16 protein-coding genes and 1 pseudogene are annotated in these 16,097 nt (G+C 42.5%); 12 read left to right on the top strand and 5 right to left on the bottom strand.

Translation table 11 applies throughout. The features are described from left to right. The first annotated feature begins 92 nt into the window (after positions 1-92). Both H1R16_RS08155 and H1R16_RS08150 read left to right on the top strand, forming a co-directional pair. A complete protein-coding gene (locus tag H1R16_RS08155; RefSeq protein ID WP_181887071.1) occupies positions 93-1,643 on the top strand; it encodes a sensor histidine kinase in 1,551 nt (516 codons plus the stop codon). A gap of 25 nt (positions 1,644-1,668) precedes the next feature. After that, positions 1,669-2,355 carry a response regulator transcription factor gene (locus H1R16_RS08150; protein WP_181887072.1) on the top strand — a complete coding sequence of 229 codons (687 nt, stop codon included), beginning with the start codon at positions 1,669-1,671 and terminating at the stop codon, positions 2,353-2,355. 84 nt (positions 2,356-2,439) lie between these two features. Here the strand turns inward: H1R16_RS08150 and H1R16_RS08145 are convergent, their stop codons facing one another. Next, on the bottom strand, positions 2,440-2,817 hold the full coding sequence (locus H1R16_RS08145; protein ID WP_181887073.1) for a DUF3887 domain-containing protein: 378 nt from the start codon (positions 2,815-2,817) through the stop codon (positions 2,440-2,442). A 140-nt stretch (positions 2,818-2,957) separates the two neighbouring features. Between H1R16_RS08145 and H1R16_RS08140 the strand changes: the two genes are divergently transcribed. The 3 genes from H1R16_RS08140 (at position 2,958) to H1R16_RS08130 (ending at position 6,746) form a co-directional block, all read left to right on the top strand. Beyond that, positions 2,958-3,617: a hypothetical protein gene (locus H1R16_RS08140; RefSeq protein WP_181887074.1), complete on the top strand. Its 660-nt coding sequence runs from the start codon at positions 2,958-2,960 to the stop codon at positions 3,615-3,617. A gap of 22 nt (positions 3,618-3,639) precedes the next feature. Then, a complete protein-coding gene (locus H1R16_RS08135; protein ID WP_181887075.1) occupies positions 3,640-4,005 on the top strand; it encodes a hypothetical protein in 366 nt (121 codons plus the stop codon). 68 nt (positions 4,006-4,073) lie between these two features. Continuing rightward, a complete protein-coding gene (locus H1R16_RS08130; RefSeq protein ID WP_181887076.1) occupies positions 4,074-6,746 on the top strand; it encodes a TonB-dependent receptor domain-containing protein in 2,673 nt (890 codons plus the stop codon). A 65-nt stretch (positions 6,747-6,811) separates the two neighbouring features. Here the strand turns inward: H1R16_RS08130 and H1R16_RS08125 are convergent, their stop codons facing one another. Beyond that, positions 6,812-7,561 carry a murein L,D-transpeptidase catalytic domain family protein gene (locus tag H1R16_RS08125; RefSeq protein WP_181887077.1) on the bottom strand — a complete coding sequence of 250 codons (750 nt, stop codon included), beginning with the start codon at positions 7,559-7,561 and terminating at the stop codon, positions 6,812-6,814. 120 nt (positions 7,562-7,681) lie between these two features. Continuing rightward, positions 7,682-8,161 (bottom strand): peptide-methionine (R)-S-oxide reductase MsrB, encoded by a 480-nt coding sequence (gene msrB / locus H1R16_RS08120; protein WP_228451088.1) that lies wholly within the window; start codon positions 8,159-8,161, stop codon positions 7,682-7,684. A 185-nt stretch (positions 8,162-8,346) separates the two neighbouring features. Here msrB and H1R16_RS08115 point away from each other — a divergent pair, with 185 nt between their 5' ends. After that, positions 8,347-9,591, top strand: coding sequence for a DUF445 domain-containing protein (locus H1R16_RS08115; protein ID WP_181887079.1), 1,245 nt, complete (start codon positions 8,347-8,349; stop codon positions 9,589-9,591). Positions 9,592-9,673: 82 nt separating this feature from the next. Next, complete coding sequence (locus H1R16_RS08110; RefSeq protein WP_181887080.1) at positions 9,674-10,165, top strand: hypothetical protein; 492 nt, start codon at positions 9,674-9,676, stop codon at positions 10,163-10,165. Positions 10,166-10,168: 3 nt separating this feature from the next. On the opposite strand, the gene H1R16_RS08105 is transcribed toward H1R16_RS08110, so the two are convergent. Next, positions 10,169-11,182 carry a quinone-dependent dihydroorotate dehydrogenase gene (locus tag H1R16_RS08105; protein ID WP_181887081.1) on the bottom strand — a complete coding sequence of 338 codons (1,014 nt, stop codon included), beginning with the start codon at positions 11,180-11,182 and terminating at the stop codon, positions 10,169-10,171. A 99-nt stretch (positions 11,183-11,281) separates the two neighbouring features. Between H1R16_RS08105 and H1R16_RS08100 the strand changes: the two genes are divergently transcribed. Beyond that, positions 11,282-11,773 (top strand): hypothetical protein, encoded by a 492-nt coding sequence (locus H1R16_RS08100; RefSeq protein WP_181887082.1) that lies wholly within the window; start codon positions 11,282-11,284, stop codon positions 11,771-11,773. 39 nt (positions 11,774-11,812) lie between these two features. On the opposite strand, the pseudogene H1R16_RS12240 reads toward H1R16_RS08100, so the two are convergent. Next, positions 11,813-11,935: pseudogene (locus tag H1R16_RS12240) on the bottom strand (quinone-dependent dihydroorotate dehydrogenase); the annotation flags it as partial. A 47-nt stretch (positions 11,936-11,982) separates the two neighbouring features. Here H1R16_RS12240 and H1R16_RS08090 point away from each other — a divergent pair. The 4 genes from H1R16_RS08090 (at position 11,983) to H1R16_RS08075 (ending at position 16,041) form a co-directional block, all read left to right on the top strand. After that, the gene (locus H1R16_RS08090) at positions 11,983-12,462 is read left to right on the top strand and encodes a hypothetical protein (protein WP_181887083.1); all 480 of its coding nucleotides are present in this window, start codon (positions 11,983-11,985) and stop codon (positions 12,460-12,462) included. A 194-nt stretch (positions 12,463-12,656) separates the two neighbouring features. Further along, entirely contained in the window at positions 12,657-14,198 is a 1,542-nt protein-coding gene (locus tag H1R16_RS08085; protein WP_181887084.1) for a glycine--tRNA ligase, read from the top strand. A gap of 84 nt (positions 14,199-14,282) precedes the next feature. Beyond that, entirely contained in the window at positions 14,283-15,419 is a 1,137-nt protein-coding gene (locus H1R16_RS08080; RefSeq protein WP_228451075.1) for a serine hydrolase domain-containing protein, read from the top strand. 10 nt (positions 15,420-15,429) lie between these two features. Further along, complete coding sequence (locus tag H1R16_RS08075; protein ID WP_181887085.1) at positions 15,430-16,041, top strand: YdeI/OmpD-associated family protein; 612 nt, start codon at positions 15,430-15,432, stop codon at positions 16,039-16,041. Positions 16,042-16,097: the final 56 nt, after the last annotated feature.

The following is a 16,097-nucleotide window of genomic DNA, read 5'->3' as shown; positions in this document are numbered from 1 at the left end:
GTTTTTAAGAAAATTTTAATATTATATCAGTTGAATTATTAAATTTACATTCTTAAAATCAGTAATTTTAACACCTGAAATCTAAAAGGTTCATGAATAACAAATTTATCCCAATTATATCAGTATTTATGACGATATCCCTTGTGGTCTTCGTTGCGCTCCAGTTTTACTGGCTGAAGAGCTATTATGAAGCCCTGGAGCAGGATTTCTCCAATAAGGTGCATGCGGCTTTGGAGTCATCAGCAAAAAAAATGACTGATATTGAGGTGGAAAAATATTACGCTCAGTACAAAAATCTGAATAAGGATGTAATGGGGAGCACGCAGCCTTCAGTGACTGCCATACAGCAGGTGGAAGACTCTGCCAGCCGCCGGACCATTACGTATTCCAAAAACATCATAGAAAATAAGGATATTCCTATTTCGCAGCGCGGCGACAGCCTGAAGGTAACCACTATGTATACAGACGAAGCCTTGATTCGTCTGCGCAGGGATTCATCAGCACCCGAACTTCTTACAGAAGACCTGAACCGGTCTATCCAAAGTGGCGAATTTACTTTGCGGGAATTTGCAAAACTAAGTGGGAGTAATCTGCCGGTGGAAAAGCGCGTGGTTCCGGCGATCCTGGACTCTGTGGTCTCCCGTGAACTCCGACTTAAGGGCATAGATACCAAGTTTGGTTATGGAATTATGGACAGTAAGAATAATCTGACTTCGGTAGCCAACGAAATTTATAAGGTTGAAAAAAATGCGGACAGCTATACCTATCCTCTTTTTGCAGACAGCAGAGACAGAACTTTGTACAGTCTCTCTTTAGTTTTCCCCAGAAAGGGATATTCTCTGGCAAAAAACAACCTTCCCATGCTGTTGGGTACCTTCATGTCTTTACTAACCATTTTGGGAATCTACATCATCTCCATTAACTACATGATGAGGCAGAAGAAAATTGCTGAGGTTAAAACAGATTTCATCAATAATATGTCGCATGAGTTCAAAACACCGCTGGCCACTATTTCGGTAGCTACTGATTCACTTGCTAATGATAAGATTGCCACCAATCCGGAAAAGGTGAAATACTATTCACAGCTTATAAAACAGGAAAATCTGCGCATGAAAAAGCAGGTGGAAAACGTACTGAACATGAGCAAGCTGGAAAGAAATGAAGTGCAGCTTTTCCTGAAGGAAACCAACCTCCGCAATCTTATTAAGGAGATTACTGAAAGTTTCGGACTCATCATCGCACAGCGTAACGGCACACTGGAACAGGAATTCACGGCAGACCGTTACATTGTAAAAGTGGATGAATTTCATATCTCAAACGCGCTGATCAATCTGTTGGATAATGCGAATAAATATTCACCCGAAACACCTGAAATATTTGTAAAAACCCAAAATGAAGGCAATTGGTATGTCATTGAAATCTCAGACAGGGGAATTGGTCTGGACATAGACAACAATAAAAGGATTTTCGACAAATTCTTCCGCGAGGAAACAGGTAACATTCACAATGTGAAAGGCCAGGGACTTGGCTTGTCTTACGTGAAGAAAATAATTGAACTCCACAAAGGACAGGTATTGGTGGAGTCGCGCAAAGGCAAAGGAAGCACCTTTACCATAAAACTGCCTATGAATCAGGTATTATAATGCAAACAAACTAAAAAATAACATAATGAATAACAGGATCCTACTGGTAGAAGATGACCAAAGTTTTGGTGCAGTTCTGAAGGACTACTTAACCATCAATAATTTTGAGGTAACACTCGCTGTTGATGGGGAGCAGGGCTTAAAGGAATTTACAGAGAATGAATTCGACATCTGCATCTTTGATGTGATGATGCCGAAAAAAGACGGCTTCTCATTAGCTGAGGATGTAAAGAAAATTGATAAGAACACCCCAATAATCTTTCTTACCGCCAAAAATTTAAGGGAAGACATCCTGAAGGGTTACCAGTTAGGTGCCGACGATTATATAACAAAACCATTCGACACGGAACTGCTGCTTTATAAAATTAAAGCCATCCTGCAGCGCAGTGCCGCTGTGGAGAATGACGAGCAGGAACAGTTCAAGATCAGTAATATCTTTTTTGATTCCATGCTGCGCCAACTCCGGGTAGGAGATAACGAGTATAAGCTTTCTCCTAAGGAAAATGAACTTCTGAAACTCCTATGCCAGCACAGGAACGATTTCATGCCCCGCGATCTGGCACTAAGGAAAATCTGGAAAAAGGAAAACTACTTTACAGCGAGAAGTATGGATGTATACATTGCTAAACTCCGCAAACTCCTTCGTGACGATGAAGGCCTGGAAATCATAAACGTACACGGTGAAGGTTTCCGCCTGCTGGTGAAAAACTAAACAACACCGGATCGGTATTAAAGAAAAACACCTCATGCATTAAGCCGCGAGGTGTTTTTTTAGCTGATGATCTGAGCTTTGGACTTACTTCTTAGGCTCAGCTGCAAATTCTTTATGAGGAACAAAATAAAAACCAACAATTTTGTTCTCCCCGTTAAAAGTAATCTGGACATCCAGGCTGCTTTTCTCAAATTCAGAGTAGAAATAGTAAGTATCCTCTTCACTGTTAACTTCTAAAATCTTTTTGAAAGGCCCAACCTGACCCATGATTTCGCTGCCAACAGTCTTAAAGTCCGTCAGTGGCAGCTGATCTTTAATTGTTCCGTTAAACATTGTATAGGCCTTTTCAGCCTCCTTCTCAGAAAACATAGCCTTCACGAAATTCTGACCCATTCCTTTCCTGTCCTGCGAAAACCCCAGTACGGAAATAAACACAAAACATAATACAAATACATTTTTCATAAGCTGTTCAGTTTTATTACAACTGCAAATGTAATTTTTTCAGCCTGTTTTCCTGCGTAAATTGTAAAATTCAACAAAAAACAAACGGATAATGCAATGTCGCAGGAATTTCCTACTTTTGCTGAATTAGAGATAACGATATGAAAATTAGCACACTATTTATACTTGGTGCCGTTTTGGCACTTAGCTCATGCGAAAAAAACCAGAAGCCGACCTATCTGAAAGATTCAGCCACTACGACTTCTGCAAATACCAATTCCGATGCGGCTAAAACGCAGGCATCAAATATGCTGTTGCCGGCTGGCGTTACTTCCTCAGTTCCAGGAGCGTCTCAGCCAACAGCTGGTGTACAGCAGACAGCGCCCGGCACTAACCCTCCACACGGACAGCCTGGACATAAGTGCGAAATTCCGGTAGGTGCGCCCTTAAATTCAGCAGCGAAAACTCCTGCAGCAGCTCCACAGAGTATAACTCCGAACTCCGCTCAGAAAGATCCGGCTGCTTATAATGTAACACCTGCTCCCGCTCCGTCCACTGCTCCGGGTATGAACCCGCCACACGGACAGCCAGGACACCGTTGCGATATTTCAGTAGGAGCCCCGCTTAACAGCCCTGCGAAGAGCACAACCAGCACTGCAGCACCTGCGGGTATAGTACCAGCCAAGTCTACTCCAGACCCCATGGCTTATAACGTTGCAAGTAAACCTGCAGCCGCAGCCAGCGGTAAGGCGGGACTTAATCCTGCACACGGTGAGCCCGGGCACAGATGCGACATAGCTGTTGGTGCACCGTTAAAATAAAATTCGTAATTTTGCGCCATAAATGGCAAGGAAACTTCACATATTGGTGATTATTTTTTGTTTGGGTGTTTTTATTATACCCAAACAGAACGTCTTTGCCCAAATTAAGCCACAATCCTGCTGCACAACAACCGGATTGGGCGACTGCTGTCCTTCTGAACAGAAAGATCCGAAGCCCTGCCATGGTGAAGATAAGAAATCCTGTGGTAGCGATTGTAGCAGCTGCCGTACCTGTACATCAACATCAGTATTCTCATCCGTTACACCGGAACTTCTCACTGTAACCAGGCTTTTGGTTGCAGGCCGTTCCGATATGGATTTTTGCTACTTAAGTCCGGACTTTTCCGATCCGACTGCCAGAATCTGGCAACCTCCCAAAATAGGTTAATTTCCTGAGTCTATGCCTAAGGTCCGTCCTTAGAGCAAATTTTCTTTTAATTAATCTAAATTTTAACGATGAAAACTTTATTAAGAAGTATTCTTATTATCACCCTATTCCTTACCCAAACTATAGCTGCCCAAACCATTACCGAATCAACCTTTAAAGTGAAAGGCGAATGCGGTATGTGTAAAGACAGAATTGAAACTACCGCGAAAAATGCGGGCGCCACCTCCGCTAACTGGAATGCCGCCACACAAACTCTAAGTGTGAAATATGACCCCTCCACAGTTACAGGAGACACCCTATTAAAAAAAATTGCAGATGTGGGTCATGACAATGAGAAGTATTCTGCGCCAGACACAGTATACAAAAACCTTCCGGGCTGCTGCCTGTATGAAAGAACACCGTCACTCATAAAGAGTCCGGAACAACCCGTAAACAATCTAACAGCTTTGCCGACGAACACTTTTTTTGTAAAAGGAAACTGTGGTTCCTGCAAAGCCAGGATTGAAAAAGCGGCAAAAGAAGCCGGCGCGTCCGGCGCAAACTGGAACTCTGAAACTCAGACTGTAGTTCTGGAATTCGACCCTGCTAAAACCTCATCAGACATAATTTTGCAGAAAATTGCAGAAGCAGGTCACGACAATGAAAAATTTCTGGCCAAAGATGCTGTCTATAATGCTTTACCTGGCTGCTGCCTTTACGACCGTGAACTTGCTTTCGGAGTAAAGAGTGATTTAGTGCATGACGATGAACAGCAACCTCAAAAGGATTTTACACAGCATAAGGATCATATTGACCATAATATAGATGGAGTTCTTATCACAAAACGTGAAGAAGCGACATCATTAAGCCGGAAATCGGCCGGACTAACCTTCAATATCGGTCAGAAGGAATTGCTGAAGGCGGCCTGCTGTAACCTTTCGGAAAGTTTCGAAACCAATGCGACCGTAGATGTTTCTTTCAGCAATGCTGTTACAGGCACCAAACAGCTGAAAATGCTGGGTCTGGACCAGAAATACACCTCACTTACAAGAGAACTTCTTCCCTCCATTCGGGGACTGGCTTCACCTTATGGCTTGAACCTGATTCCCGGCCGCTGGATTGGTGGCATCCAATTGACTAAAGGTGGCAGTACGGTGACCAATGGATACGAAAGTATCACCGGACAAATAAATACGGAATTTCTGAAATTTCAGGGTACGCCCGAAACAGCAATTAATTTCTTTGCCGATGCCAACGGAAGATTTGAAACAAATATAACCTCTACCAACGCACTGACTGAACATTGGTCTCAGACGGTACTTTTGCACGGAAACGCGACCGTGGCGAAGATGGATACCAATGACGACGGCTTTTTGGACCAACCTACAGGAAACCAGATCAACGCCGCTTATTTGCTTAATTATAATGATCTGGAACATACAGGCCTGGGAACTCATTTCGGGATCAGCTTTGTTAAAGACGAACGTAACGGCGGACAGAAAGACTTTGACAGACATACCGATCAGTCACAACAGACTCTTTACGGAATCGGCATCGACCTCGAAAAGTTTGATATCTGGAACAAAACAGGATACGTTTTTAAAGGAAAACCTTACCAAAGCATTGGCTGGATGAACCAATACAGCCATCATGAGCAGGACAGTTTCTTCGGAAACAGGAATTATCTGGGCAAGCAAAGCACCTTTTATTCAAATCTGATTTTTGAGAGCATTTTGGGGAACACCAACCATAAGTACAAAACAGGCGCAAGTTTCCTGTTCGACAGATTTGACGAGGTTTACCTTCAGGATAATTATAACCGCACGGAAACTGTTCCCGGGCTGTTTCTGGAATACACCCTTACAGGTGAAAACTATACACTGGTAGCAGGTGCCAGAGCCGATTTTCACAATCTGGCTGGTACCCAGTTCACGCCGCGCGTTAATTTTAAATATGACTTTACTCCAAGGACCATTCTGAGACTTTCCGCCGGGCGGGGATTCCGTACCGCCAATGTTTTTGCTGAAAACCAACAGTATTTTGCATCAAACAGGCAAATCGAAATCCTGGGTAGCAGCGGTGAAATTTATGACCTGAAGCCTGAGACCGCTTGGAATTACGGTGCCAGCCTTCAGCAGGAATTTAACCTTTTCAACAGAAAAGCAACGCTGGTAGCCGATTTCTTCCGGACGGACTTCCAAAATCAGGTGCTGACAGACCTGGATGTTTCGCCACAGAAAATTGTATTCTATAACCTGAACGGTAAATCCTTTGCGAACAGTTTCCAGACTCAGCTTGACTTTTCACCGGCAAAAAATCTGGATCTTCGCGTGGCCTACAAATTTTACGATGTTCAGGCAGATTATATGGATGGCAGAAGAAACATCCCGTTTATGGCTAAGAACAGAGGCTTCTTCAATGCTTCCTACAGCACACAACCTACCGAGGGAAAAGCTTTCTGGTCTTTCGACACTACACTTCAATATGTTGGAAAGCAGGACCTCCCAAATTTATCCACTAATCCTTCAGAATTCCAGCTGGCGCGGTCTTCAGATTCCTTTGTAACACTGAACGCACAGATTTCGCGGGACTTTTCTAAAAACATAAGAATTTATGTGGGTGGTGAAAACCTGACGTCCTTCACCCAGGACAATCCTATCATAGATGCAGCCAATCCTTTCGGAAATTATTTTGATGGTGGAATGGTTTACGCACCTATAATGCCGGCCAATTTTTATTTAGGCATGGACTTTAAGTTCTGATAATGTAAATCACAAAAAAAAGGGAAGTCGGCTGGACTTCCCTTTTTTATTTAAGGCATATATAATTACGCTTTAAGCCACTCGGATGATTCCATATAGGTCTGGTCCGGATAATAGATAAAAAGCACATTTTGCCCTTTAATAGTGTTGATGATTGGCTCAGCCAGCTCACGTGCTACCGCCGGGCAACCCCAACTGCGCCCAATTCTGTTCTGAGCCTTAATAAAGTTCTCACTTATATAATCTGCACCGTGCATTACGATAGCGCGTTTGTACGCGTTATCATTGTAACCTTTATCCATTCCGATAAGCTTCAGCGAGTAACCGTTGGACCCGTTATAAGTAGATTCTGTAATATAGAAACCCATGCTGCTCTGCAGTGAACTTTCGGTATTGGAGAAATTTGTAGCGAACTCCTCTCCTGTGTTCTTTCCGTGCGCTACGAGCTCATTAAACAGAACTTTTTTAGAATTCATATCAATAACCCACAATCTTTTCTTTGTTGATGAAAGCGAAAAGTCGCAAACCGTCAATATGCCTGCACTGTGCTCCAGTTTTCCTGCATTTTTTAAATTTGAATAACCCAAAAAAGCCTTCAGGAAAACTTCTTCATTCATCTTGCTACCCATTCCGAAGTCTATGGTTTTGTACAGTTCAGCGGCAGCATGATCAGCAGAAACTTCTTCTTCTCCAGGCACAGCAGCAACTGGCACGGAATTTTCAATGCTGGTTTCAACAATATCATTACGGGTATCACGGTAAAAAGAGGTAGTCAGTATAAAGGTAGCTGATACAGCCAAAATTAATTTGCGCATATTATTATGTTAAATTGATTGGTGTGGCAAAATTACATAACAATATCTCTCAGGGAGTTAGATCCCAAAAGTTTAACTCTAATTAAGAGTATTTAACATTTTTTTCGCTACTATTTGTTATTATTTTTGGGAGTCACCCACGAATTCCAGGCTCACTGAGTTCATACAATAGCGCATTCCGGTTGGTGGCGGACCGTCATTAAAAACATGTCCAAGATGTGAATCGCAACGCTTACAAACCACTTCAATCCTTTCCATTCCATGAGTAGAGTCGCGGTTGTAAGCTACACCTTCTTTATCAGCTTCGAAAAAACTTGGCCAGCCACAGGTGGATGAAAATTTTGAATCGGAGCGGAACAGATGATTGCCGCAAACAGCACAGTAATAATCCCCAAGTTCGTCAAATTCATTATACTTTCCGGTAAATGGTCTTTCAGTATCGGCCTCGCGGGCAATGGCATAGAGATCCGGTGAGAGTATATTTTTCCATTCAGCATTGCTTATGGTAAGTTTAGTACGGTCTGTCCTGGAGTAATAAGGATTTTCGGTTGTATTTTGCATAACTTTAGTATTTTCGGGTTGGTTTATCTGTGTACACATCTGCAGGGCAAACAGCGCAAGCAGGAAAAGCAAAGCTTTCATAATATATAAATTAATTCAAAATTAGTCATTAATATTAAGACATAGTTTACAAACCTAAACCTGCCAAAATCTACGTCCAACTATAGGCATCGGCATACAAATAGCAGCACTGCGTTAAGTTTGATTTTATTTAAATTTGAAATATGGACGACGTTCAAAAAAGAAAGCAACTCCGCAAATACAAAATGATTGCCACAGGACTTTTTGTGGTGATGGCCGTGGTATTTGTTTTAATGACAGTACTGGAAAAACGGAACCCCGCGCACTGGGTGGGCTACATCCGTGCATTCTCTGAAGCGGCTATGGTGGGAGCGCTTGCCGACTGGTTTGCTGTAACGGCCCTGTTCCATCATCCTCTCGGACTTAAAATTCCGCATACGAACCTCATCCAGAACAGCAAAGAGCGCATTGGTGATAATCTGGGAAATTTTGTGGTCTCCAACTTCCTGTCTCCTCAAAACATCAGACCTTATATTCAAAAAATCAGGATTTCAAATATGGCCGGTGAATGGTTGGCTAAAGAAAAAAACCAGCAAAACCTGGTGAGTGAACTTTCAAAAATAATCCTGAATATCTTATACAAACTTGATGATGATTCGGTGACCGGATTTATTACTAAGAAGGCACGTGAAATGACCGATGATTTGAAAATAAACCACATTGTAGGCAACGGTATTCAATATTTAGTGGAAAAACAGGACCATCAAAAACTGATCACGGGTCTCGCCAAACAGATCAAAGAATATGTGCTGAATAATCAGGACATAGTAAAACAAAGAGTTCAGAAAGAAAGCTATTTCCTTATTCCCAAATTTGTGGACGATACGATTGCTGAAAAAATTACGGGTGGGCTTTCTAAATTCTTTGAAGAAGTTGAAAATGATCCTTCACACCCTTTACGTTCGGAAATTACGTCTAAGCTTTACGCATTTTCCTCGGAGCTTCAAACTGAGAAGAAATGGAAAGATGAATTTAAAAACATAAAGAATGATTTTCTTACCGAAGATAAACTACATCAGTATTCAGTTGATATCTGGAGATCTATAAAAAAATCACTTGCCAGGGAACTGGAGGAAGAAGAATCAGCTTTGAAAGCCTATTTAAACAAAAATCTTACAGAACTGTCACTGAACCTTCAGACTGATGAAAAACTCCAGTACAAAATCGATCACTGGGTACGTGTTACTGCTTATAAATATATCCTGAAGAACACCCATCAGGCATCCAGCCTCATCAGTTCCACAGTAGGTAACTGGGAAGGTAAGGAACTTAGTGAAAAGCTTGAACTCGAAGTGGGGAAAGACCTTCAGTTTATCCGCGTAAACGGAACGCTGGTGGGCGGATTGGTAGGTCTTATCATCTACACCGTCAGTAATTTTTTTATCTGATGAACTTAAGGTAAACTTTATACAATTTGCCTAAAAGCATTTAGTTTATTGCAGGATAATTAAATATCTTCGCGCAAAAACAATGCTAAAATTGTACACACTGGCTATGGTAATTGCAATAAATATGTTGCAGGCTCAGGAAATTACATTAAGCAAGAATGAAAAGAAATTCCAGAAGGATGGTACAGAGTACAAACTGTCTGCCTACAAAACAGAATTTGCAAACCCTATTGCCAAAAACTATATCCGCGAAGGCAGATCCCACAAGTCCATATCTACTGTATTGGGCTTTTTTGGTGGACTGATGATTGGAGCCGGCTTACCCAACGCTTTATCCAAACAGCAATACACTTATAATTATAATAATTATCAGCGCACCAAAGTCTCTAAGCCCGGCTGGGCAATGGTTGCAGGCGGGGGCGTCCTTGTTGCGACAGCAATTCCACTTGCCTATTTAGGCAAAAAGAAAATCAGGAAAGGTGTAGAAACCGAGAATAAGTTCGGAACGAAATCACAAACTTATTACCAGTTTCAGACGGATGGAAACACGCTGGGTGTGACAGTAAATTTCTAAGACTTACGCCCTTTCTTTTTCCAGAAGTTTGGCGTTTATCTCATGGATCAGTTCAGGTCCCTCATATATAAAGCCGGTGTAAAGCTGAACCAGACTTGCGCCGGCTTCCAGTTTTTCCAGGGCATCTTCAGCAGAGTGAATTCCGCCAACTCCAATTATCGGAAATGCTTTATTGCTTCTTTCTGAAAGAAACCGGATAACTTCTGTAGACCGTTTGGTAAGTGGTTTGCCCGAAAGACCTCCACTTTCATCTTTATTTTCAGAACTTAAGCCTTCACGTGAAAGAGTGGTGTTAGTTGCAATAACTCCTGCAATCTGCGTAACTTTTACGATATCAATGATATCCAGTAGCTGCTCGTCAGTAAGATCAGGTGCTATTTTCAACAAGATAGGTTTCGGACTTTTCTTAGCTTCATTCAATGCCTGAAGTTCACTTAAAAGTTTAGTTAAAGGCTCCTTATCCTGCAGAGCACGTAAATTCGGTGTGTTTGGAGAGCTTACGTTTACAACAAAATAATCAACATACGGGAAAAGTTTTTCGAAACAGATAATGTAGTCATTAACGGCATCTTCGTTCGGCGTCACTTTATTCTTGCCAATGTTTCCGCCAATCAGGACATTTTTGTTCTTCTTAAGACGTTCTACCGCTGCATCTACGCCACCGTTATTAAAACCCATGCGGTTTATTATGGCTGAATCTTCCTTCAGCCTGAATAACCGTTTCTTAGGATTGCCATCCTGCGGCTTGGGAGTTAAAGTACCTATCTCCACAAAGCCGAAACCAAGATCGGACAGTTCTGAGAACATTTTAGCATCCTTGTCGAAACCTGCTGCCAGACCTACCGGGTTCTTAAACTTTAACCCAAAAACTTCCCTCTCCAGGCGTTTGTCTTCCAGTGGTTTAGGGAAAAACATGGAGGTGAGGCTTTTGAAATTCTTTAAAAGAGTGAAGGTAAAATAATGTACTTCTTCAGGATCAAATTTGAATAGAATAGGGCGGATAAAGCTTTTATACATGCGGAATTTTGAGTGGTAAATTTAATGATTTTTTCATCATTTTATGAAGAGAAACCATTCGGGAATTAGGGCTTTTCAGTATATTGGCAAAAAAAAACCATGAGAAAAATTTTATTGTTTACCGTATTGTGTTTATTTCAAATATCCTTTTCTCAGGTAAGTCTGGACAAAAACAAACTGGTGAAAGAGGGCGTGAAATATAAGTTTTCACAATATGAAGAGGTATTACACAATATTGAAGCACGTGATTACTTTAAAAAAGCAAGAGCAAACAAAAAGGTTGGCGAAGCTTTCACTTATTTGGGAGGATTCGGTCTAGGATTCGGATTAGCTCAGGCACTGCAGAGTGAGGACAAAAAAATAAATGTTAATGGCACTACGCAAACCGTAAAAGTAGAAAAAGCAAAAGGAGCTTGGACAATTGTGGGTATTGGTGCAGGACTTGTGGGCATTGGCATTCCGTTCGCGCTGGCTGCCAACAAAAATGCAAAAAGAGCGATGGCGATTGAAAATGGACAGCCTGTTGCGTTCCAGCCTTATTTTAAACTGGAAAGTGCCGGAAACGGATTGGCATTGAGCTATAATTTCTAAAAAATATTGTCAATAATGGGAGGCTGAATTCAATTCCGTTTTTTTTCTTTTCAACCGTTCCACAGCTGCATTCACTCCACCGTTTTTATAACCCATGCGGTTAATGATAGCTGAATCTTCCTTCAACTGGAAAAGTCTTTTCTTTTTGGATTTCCCATCCTGTGCTTTGCTTTTAACCACTAATTTTTTTTTATATTTGTTAAAAAACCATGAAAAAAGTAATTTTATTCAGCCTCATGGCAACTTTCCAGCTTGCCATTGCTCAAGTATCAATGGAAGGCAACAAGCTTGTAAAAGAGGGACAAACCTTTAAACTCCGCGACTACCGCCAGGCCTTCAAAAATGAGGAAGCCTCAAAAACCTTTGGAAAAGCCCGAACTAATGCCACTGTGGGACAGGTTTTCGCCTATGCCGGTGGTTTTGCCATCGGATTTGGAATTATTCCCGCACTTAGCGGCAAGAAACAGGAAGTGAGAAATGGAATAGTTTATGAGAATCAGCCTTCTAAAGGCTGGACGGTTGTCGGGATTGGAGCCGGATTGGTAGGGATCGGAATTCCTTTTGCCATTGCCGCCAATAAAAATGCGAAAAGAGCTATGGCATTGGAGAACGGTGAACCTACTGCATTTCAGCCACACTTTAAACTGGAGTCCGCGGGAACCAATCTCGCATTGAGCTATAATTTCTGATAACAGGGGCTTAAGGTTCAGGACAGGTTTTTACCTGTCTTTTTTTTGTAATCCAGCCACCAGGCACGGGTGCTTTGTTTAAACGCACATCCTTGTGCGGGTGGCGCAGTATCCGCACGACGGCTCAAAGCAGGCTGCCAGCTTGGCAAAAAACAGAATTAATTCCCTATTTTTGCCACAAATAATTAATAATCATGGCCAAACAGGAAGATGTTTTTAAGAAACTGATCTCACATGCGAAAGAATATGGTTTTATATTCCCTTCCAGTGAAATATACGACGGACTTTCAGCGATTTACGATTACGGACAGAACGGTGCAGAACTAAAAAACAACATCAAGCAGTACTGGTGGAAAGCCATGGTTCAGATGAATGAAAATATCGTGGGTATCGACTCCGCGATATTCATGCATCCTACGATCTGGAAAGCTTCCGGCCACGTAGATGCTTTCAATGATCCCTTAATTGATAATAAAGACTCAAAGAAGCGTTTTAGAGCTGATGTTTTGCTGGAAGATTACTGCGCAAAACTGGAAGAAAAAGCACAGAAAGAAATTGACAAAGCGGCAAAGAGATTCGGCGAGGCATTCAACAAGAATGAATTTGAAACCACGAACGGCCGCGTTCTGGAATACCGCGAAAAGCAGAAATCCATTCTTTCCCGAATGGCGAAATCTCTGGAAGCAGAAGATTTGGCGGATGTGAAAGCGCTGATTGAAGAGCTTGAGATCGCTGACCCGGATACAGGTTCGAAAAACTGGACAGAGGTACGCCAGTTCAACCTAATGTTCGGCACCAAACTGGGCGCCTCCGCCGATTCTGCCACAGATCTTTATCTGAGACCTGAAACAGCGCAGGGTATTTTTGTAAACTTCCTCAATGTTCAGAAAACCTCCCGTCATAAACTGCCGTTCGGTATCGCACAGATTGGTAAAGCCTTCCGTAACGAAATTGTTGCGCGACAGTTTATTTTCAGAATGCGCGAATTCGAACAGATGGAAATGCAGTTCTTCGTGCCACCGGGAACTGAGCTCGGCTTCTACGAAGAATGGAAGCAAAAACGTTTTAACTGGCACCTGGCCTTAGGTTTGGGCGAGGAGAATTACAAATTCCACGACCACGAGAAATTGGCTCACTATGCCAATGCTGCGGCAGATATTGAATTCAAATTCCCATTCGGCTTCAAGGAGCTGGAAGGCATTCACTCCAGAACAGATTTTGACCTCAAAGCGCATGAACACCATTCCGGCAGAAAACTTCAGTATTTTGATGCCGAAAGAAACGAGAACTATGTTCCTTACGTGGTGGAAACTTCGGTTGGTCTGGACCGTCTGTTCCTGGCTATTTTCTCCAATGCTTTGAAAGATGAAGTTCTGGAAGACGGTTCCGAAAGAACAGTACTGTCACTTCCGCCAGCTTTGGCACCGGTAAAAGCAGCAATTTTACCTTTGATGAAGAAAGACGGCCTTGGCGAATACGGTGAGAAGATCTTCAACGACCTGAAGTTCGATTTCAACATGATATACGAGGATAAAGACAGCATTGGAAAAAGATACAGACGTCAGGATGCCATAGGTACGCCGTTCTGCATCACGATTGATCATGATACACTCACTGATCATACAGTAACATTGAGGGACCGCGACACGATGCAGCAGGAAAGAGTTGCGGTAGCTGATTTGCGCAGAATTATCGATGAAAAGACCAACTTCAGAAACCTGCTTAGCAAGATATAAGTGACTGTTTACGAACAAAAAACAATGAGGGTTCCGCAAATTGCGGAACTTTTTTTATTTAAATTTGTCTGAAACAACCTCATCTTGAAAAAAATCCTGACTGGCGCCGCTGCCGTGGCCGCCGGAACCATAGCCGCCGTTTACCTATTTGATTACGGTTATCTTTTTAAGGGAATCGCTAAAACCTATTTCCGCGGCGAAAAAAGTGCGACCATAGACGACCTCAAACTTTTTCCAAGCAATACAGTTGCAACGGGCACACCGGTTGAATGGATTAAGGATGAAGAATACAACAAAAAGTCGCTCCCAGACGCCGTGCTGAAAAGTCTTGAAGAATCTAAGACGGTATCATTTCTGGTGGTGAAGGACGGCAAACTCCTGCATGAGCAGTACTGGAAGGGGTACGACGAAAATACCCGTTCTAATTCATTCTCTATGGCCAAGACCGTTGCTGTAATGCTTACAGGAAAGGCTTTGGAAGAAGGCAAGATTGAAAGCCTGGACAGCAAGTTCACTGAGTTCTATGATAATTATACAGATACTGAATTCGGCAGAGATCTTACCCTAAGGCATCTGGCCGCTATGGAGTCCGGACTGAACTGGAATGAAGATTACAAAAATCCACTGGCGCCAAATGCCAGAGCCTACTATGGCAACAGTCTGGAGCAGGCCATACATGCTCAGGGATTCAAGGAGGCACCCGGACAACGGTTCGAGTACCAGAGTGGTTCCACTCAGTTATTGGGATTTGCGCTGCGAAAATCGGTGAATACCTCAGTTGCAGATTATCTTTCGGAAAAAATCTGGAAGCCATTGGGTATGGAACAGCCTGCGGAATGGACTACAGACAACAGCGGCATGGAAAAAACCTTTTGCTGCATTCACGCCGTGCCGCGCGATTTCGCGAAACTCGGTCTTATGATGCTGAACAAAGGCAAAGCGAATGGTCTACAGATACTGAACGAGGATTTTGTTGAAGAAATGATTACCCCGACACCGGCTTCTGCAGGGATTTATGGATTGGGCGTCTGGATTAACAATGACAATCCGGTTAAGCATTATTTCCTGCTGGGTTTACAGGGGCAGTACGTAATCGTGGTGCCGGAGCATAATATGGTGATCGTGAGGACGGGCAGTTATAAAGACCAACCCAAGAATGACCGGGGCCGGCCCGACCAAGTGCGGTTTATTGTGAATGAAATCGTAAAGCTCTACTCATAAAATTAAAGACATGTCTGAATCCGATTCAAAAGTTGATGCTTACATTCAAAATGCGCAACCCTTCGCGCAGCCTGTTTTGGAATACATCCGGAAAACGGTACACGAGTTTTGCCCGGAGGCAGGCGAAGCTATGAAATGGAGCTTTCCACACTTTATTTACAAGGGAAAGAATTTATGTTCGATGGCTTCCTTCAAGCAGCATTGTGCTTTTGGCTTCTGGTTGGAGAGCGAGATGAAAACGATGAAGGAACTTACCAAAGACCGGGAAAAAACCTCCATGTTCACCTTAGGTAAGATCACTACAATTGAAGATTTACCTAGCAAGTCACAACTGAAAAACTGTATTCTGGAAGCAATGGAACTTACAGATATGGGCGTCACCATTAAGAAGGCGAGTCCAAATTCAACGGAAATTGAAGTTCCGGATTATTTTATAGAGGCACTGGAAACTACCCCTAAGGCAAAGGATATTTTTGAAAAAGCTTCACCTTCCTTCCGGAAAGAATATGTGATGTGGATTACTGAGGCCAAAACGGAAGCCACCCGTAATAAAAGAATGGCAGAAGCAGTAGAGTGGATTTCTGAAGGTAAGGGACGACACTGGAAATACGCAAAGAAATAGTTACAAAAAAACGCAGAATGAATTTCTGCGTTTTCTATTATCTATCGGAACTTAAA

Origin of the sequence: Marnyiella aurantia (assembly GCF_014041915.1) — a bacterium.
GTDB classification, from domain to species: domain Bacteria; phylum Bacteroidota; class Bacteroidia; order Flavobacteriales; family Weeksellaceae; genus Marnyiella; species Marnyiella aurantia.
This window is presented reverse-complemented; position numbering and strand designations above follow the sequence as displayed.

What these genes read in the sequence shown, in the direction of transcription:
- H1R16_RS08155 (WP_181887071.1), top strand. Translation starts at nt 93, where the DNA reads ATGAATAACAAATTTATCCCAATTATATCAGTATTTATGACGATATCC.
- H1R16_RS08150 (WP_181887072.1), top strand. Translation starts at nt 1,669, where the DNA reads ATGAATAACAGGATCCTACTGGTAGAAGATGACCAAAGTTTTGGTGCA.
- H1R16_RS08145 (WP_181887073.1), bottom strand. Translation starts at nt 2,817, where the DNA reads ATGAAAAATGTATTTGTATTATGTTTTGTGTTTATTTCCGTACTGGGG.
- H1R16_RS08140 (WP_181887074.1), top strand. Translation starts at nt 2,958, where the DNA reads ATGAAAATTAGCACACTATTTATACTTGGTGCCGTTTTGGCACTTAGC.
- H1R16_RS08135 (WP_181887075.1), top strand. Translation starts at nt 3,640, where the DNA reads ATGGCAAGGAAACTTCACATATTGGTGATTATTTTTTGTTTGGGTGTT.
- H1R16_RS08130 (WP_181887076.1), top strand. Translation starts at nt 4,074, where the DNA reads ATGAAAACTTTATTAAGAAGTATTCTTATTATCACCCTATTCCTTACC.
- H1R16_RS08125 (WP_181887077.1), bottom strand. Translation starts at nt 7,561, where the DNA reads ATGCGCAAATTAATTTTGGCTGTATCAGCTACCTTTATACTGACTACC.
- msrB (WP_228451088.1), bottom strand. Translation starts at nt 8,161, where the DNA reads ATGTGTACACAGATAAACCAACCCGAAAATACTAAAGTTATGCAAAAT.
- H1R16_RS08115 (WP_181887079.1), top strand. Translation starts at nt 8,347, where the DNA reads ATGGACGACGTTCAAAAAAGAAAGCAACTCCGCAAATACAAAATGATT.
- H1R16_RS08110 (WP_181887080.1), top strand. Translation starts at nt 9,674, where the DNA reads ATGCTAAAATTGTACACACTGGCTATGGTAATTGCAATAAATATGTTG.
- H1R16_RS08105 (WP_181887081.1), bottom strand. Translation starts at nt 11,182, where the DNA reads ATGTATAAAAGCTTTATCCGCCCTATTCTATTCAAATTTGATCCTGAA.
- H1R16_RS08100 (WP_181887082.1), top strand. Translation starts at nt 11,282, where the DNA reads ATGAGAAAAATTTTATTGTTTACCGTATTGTGTTTATTTCAAATATCC.
- H1R16_RS08090 (WP_181887083.1), top strand. Translation starts at nt 11,983, where the DNA reads ATGAAAAAAGTAATTTTATTCAGCCTCATGGCAACTTTCCAGCTTGCC.
- H1R16_RS08085 (WP_181887084.1), top strand. Translation starts at nt 12,657, where the DNA reads ATGGCCAAACAGGAAGATGTTTTTAAGAAACTGATCTCACATGCGAAA.
- H1R16_RS08075 (WP_181887085.1), top strand. Translation starts at nt 15,430, where the DNA reads ATGTCTGAATCCGATTCAAAAGTTGATGCTTACATTCAAAATGCGCAA.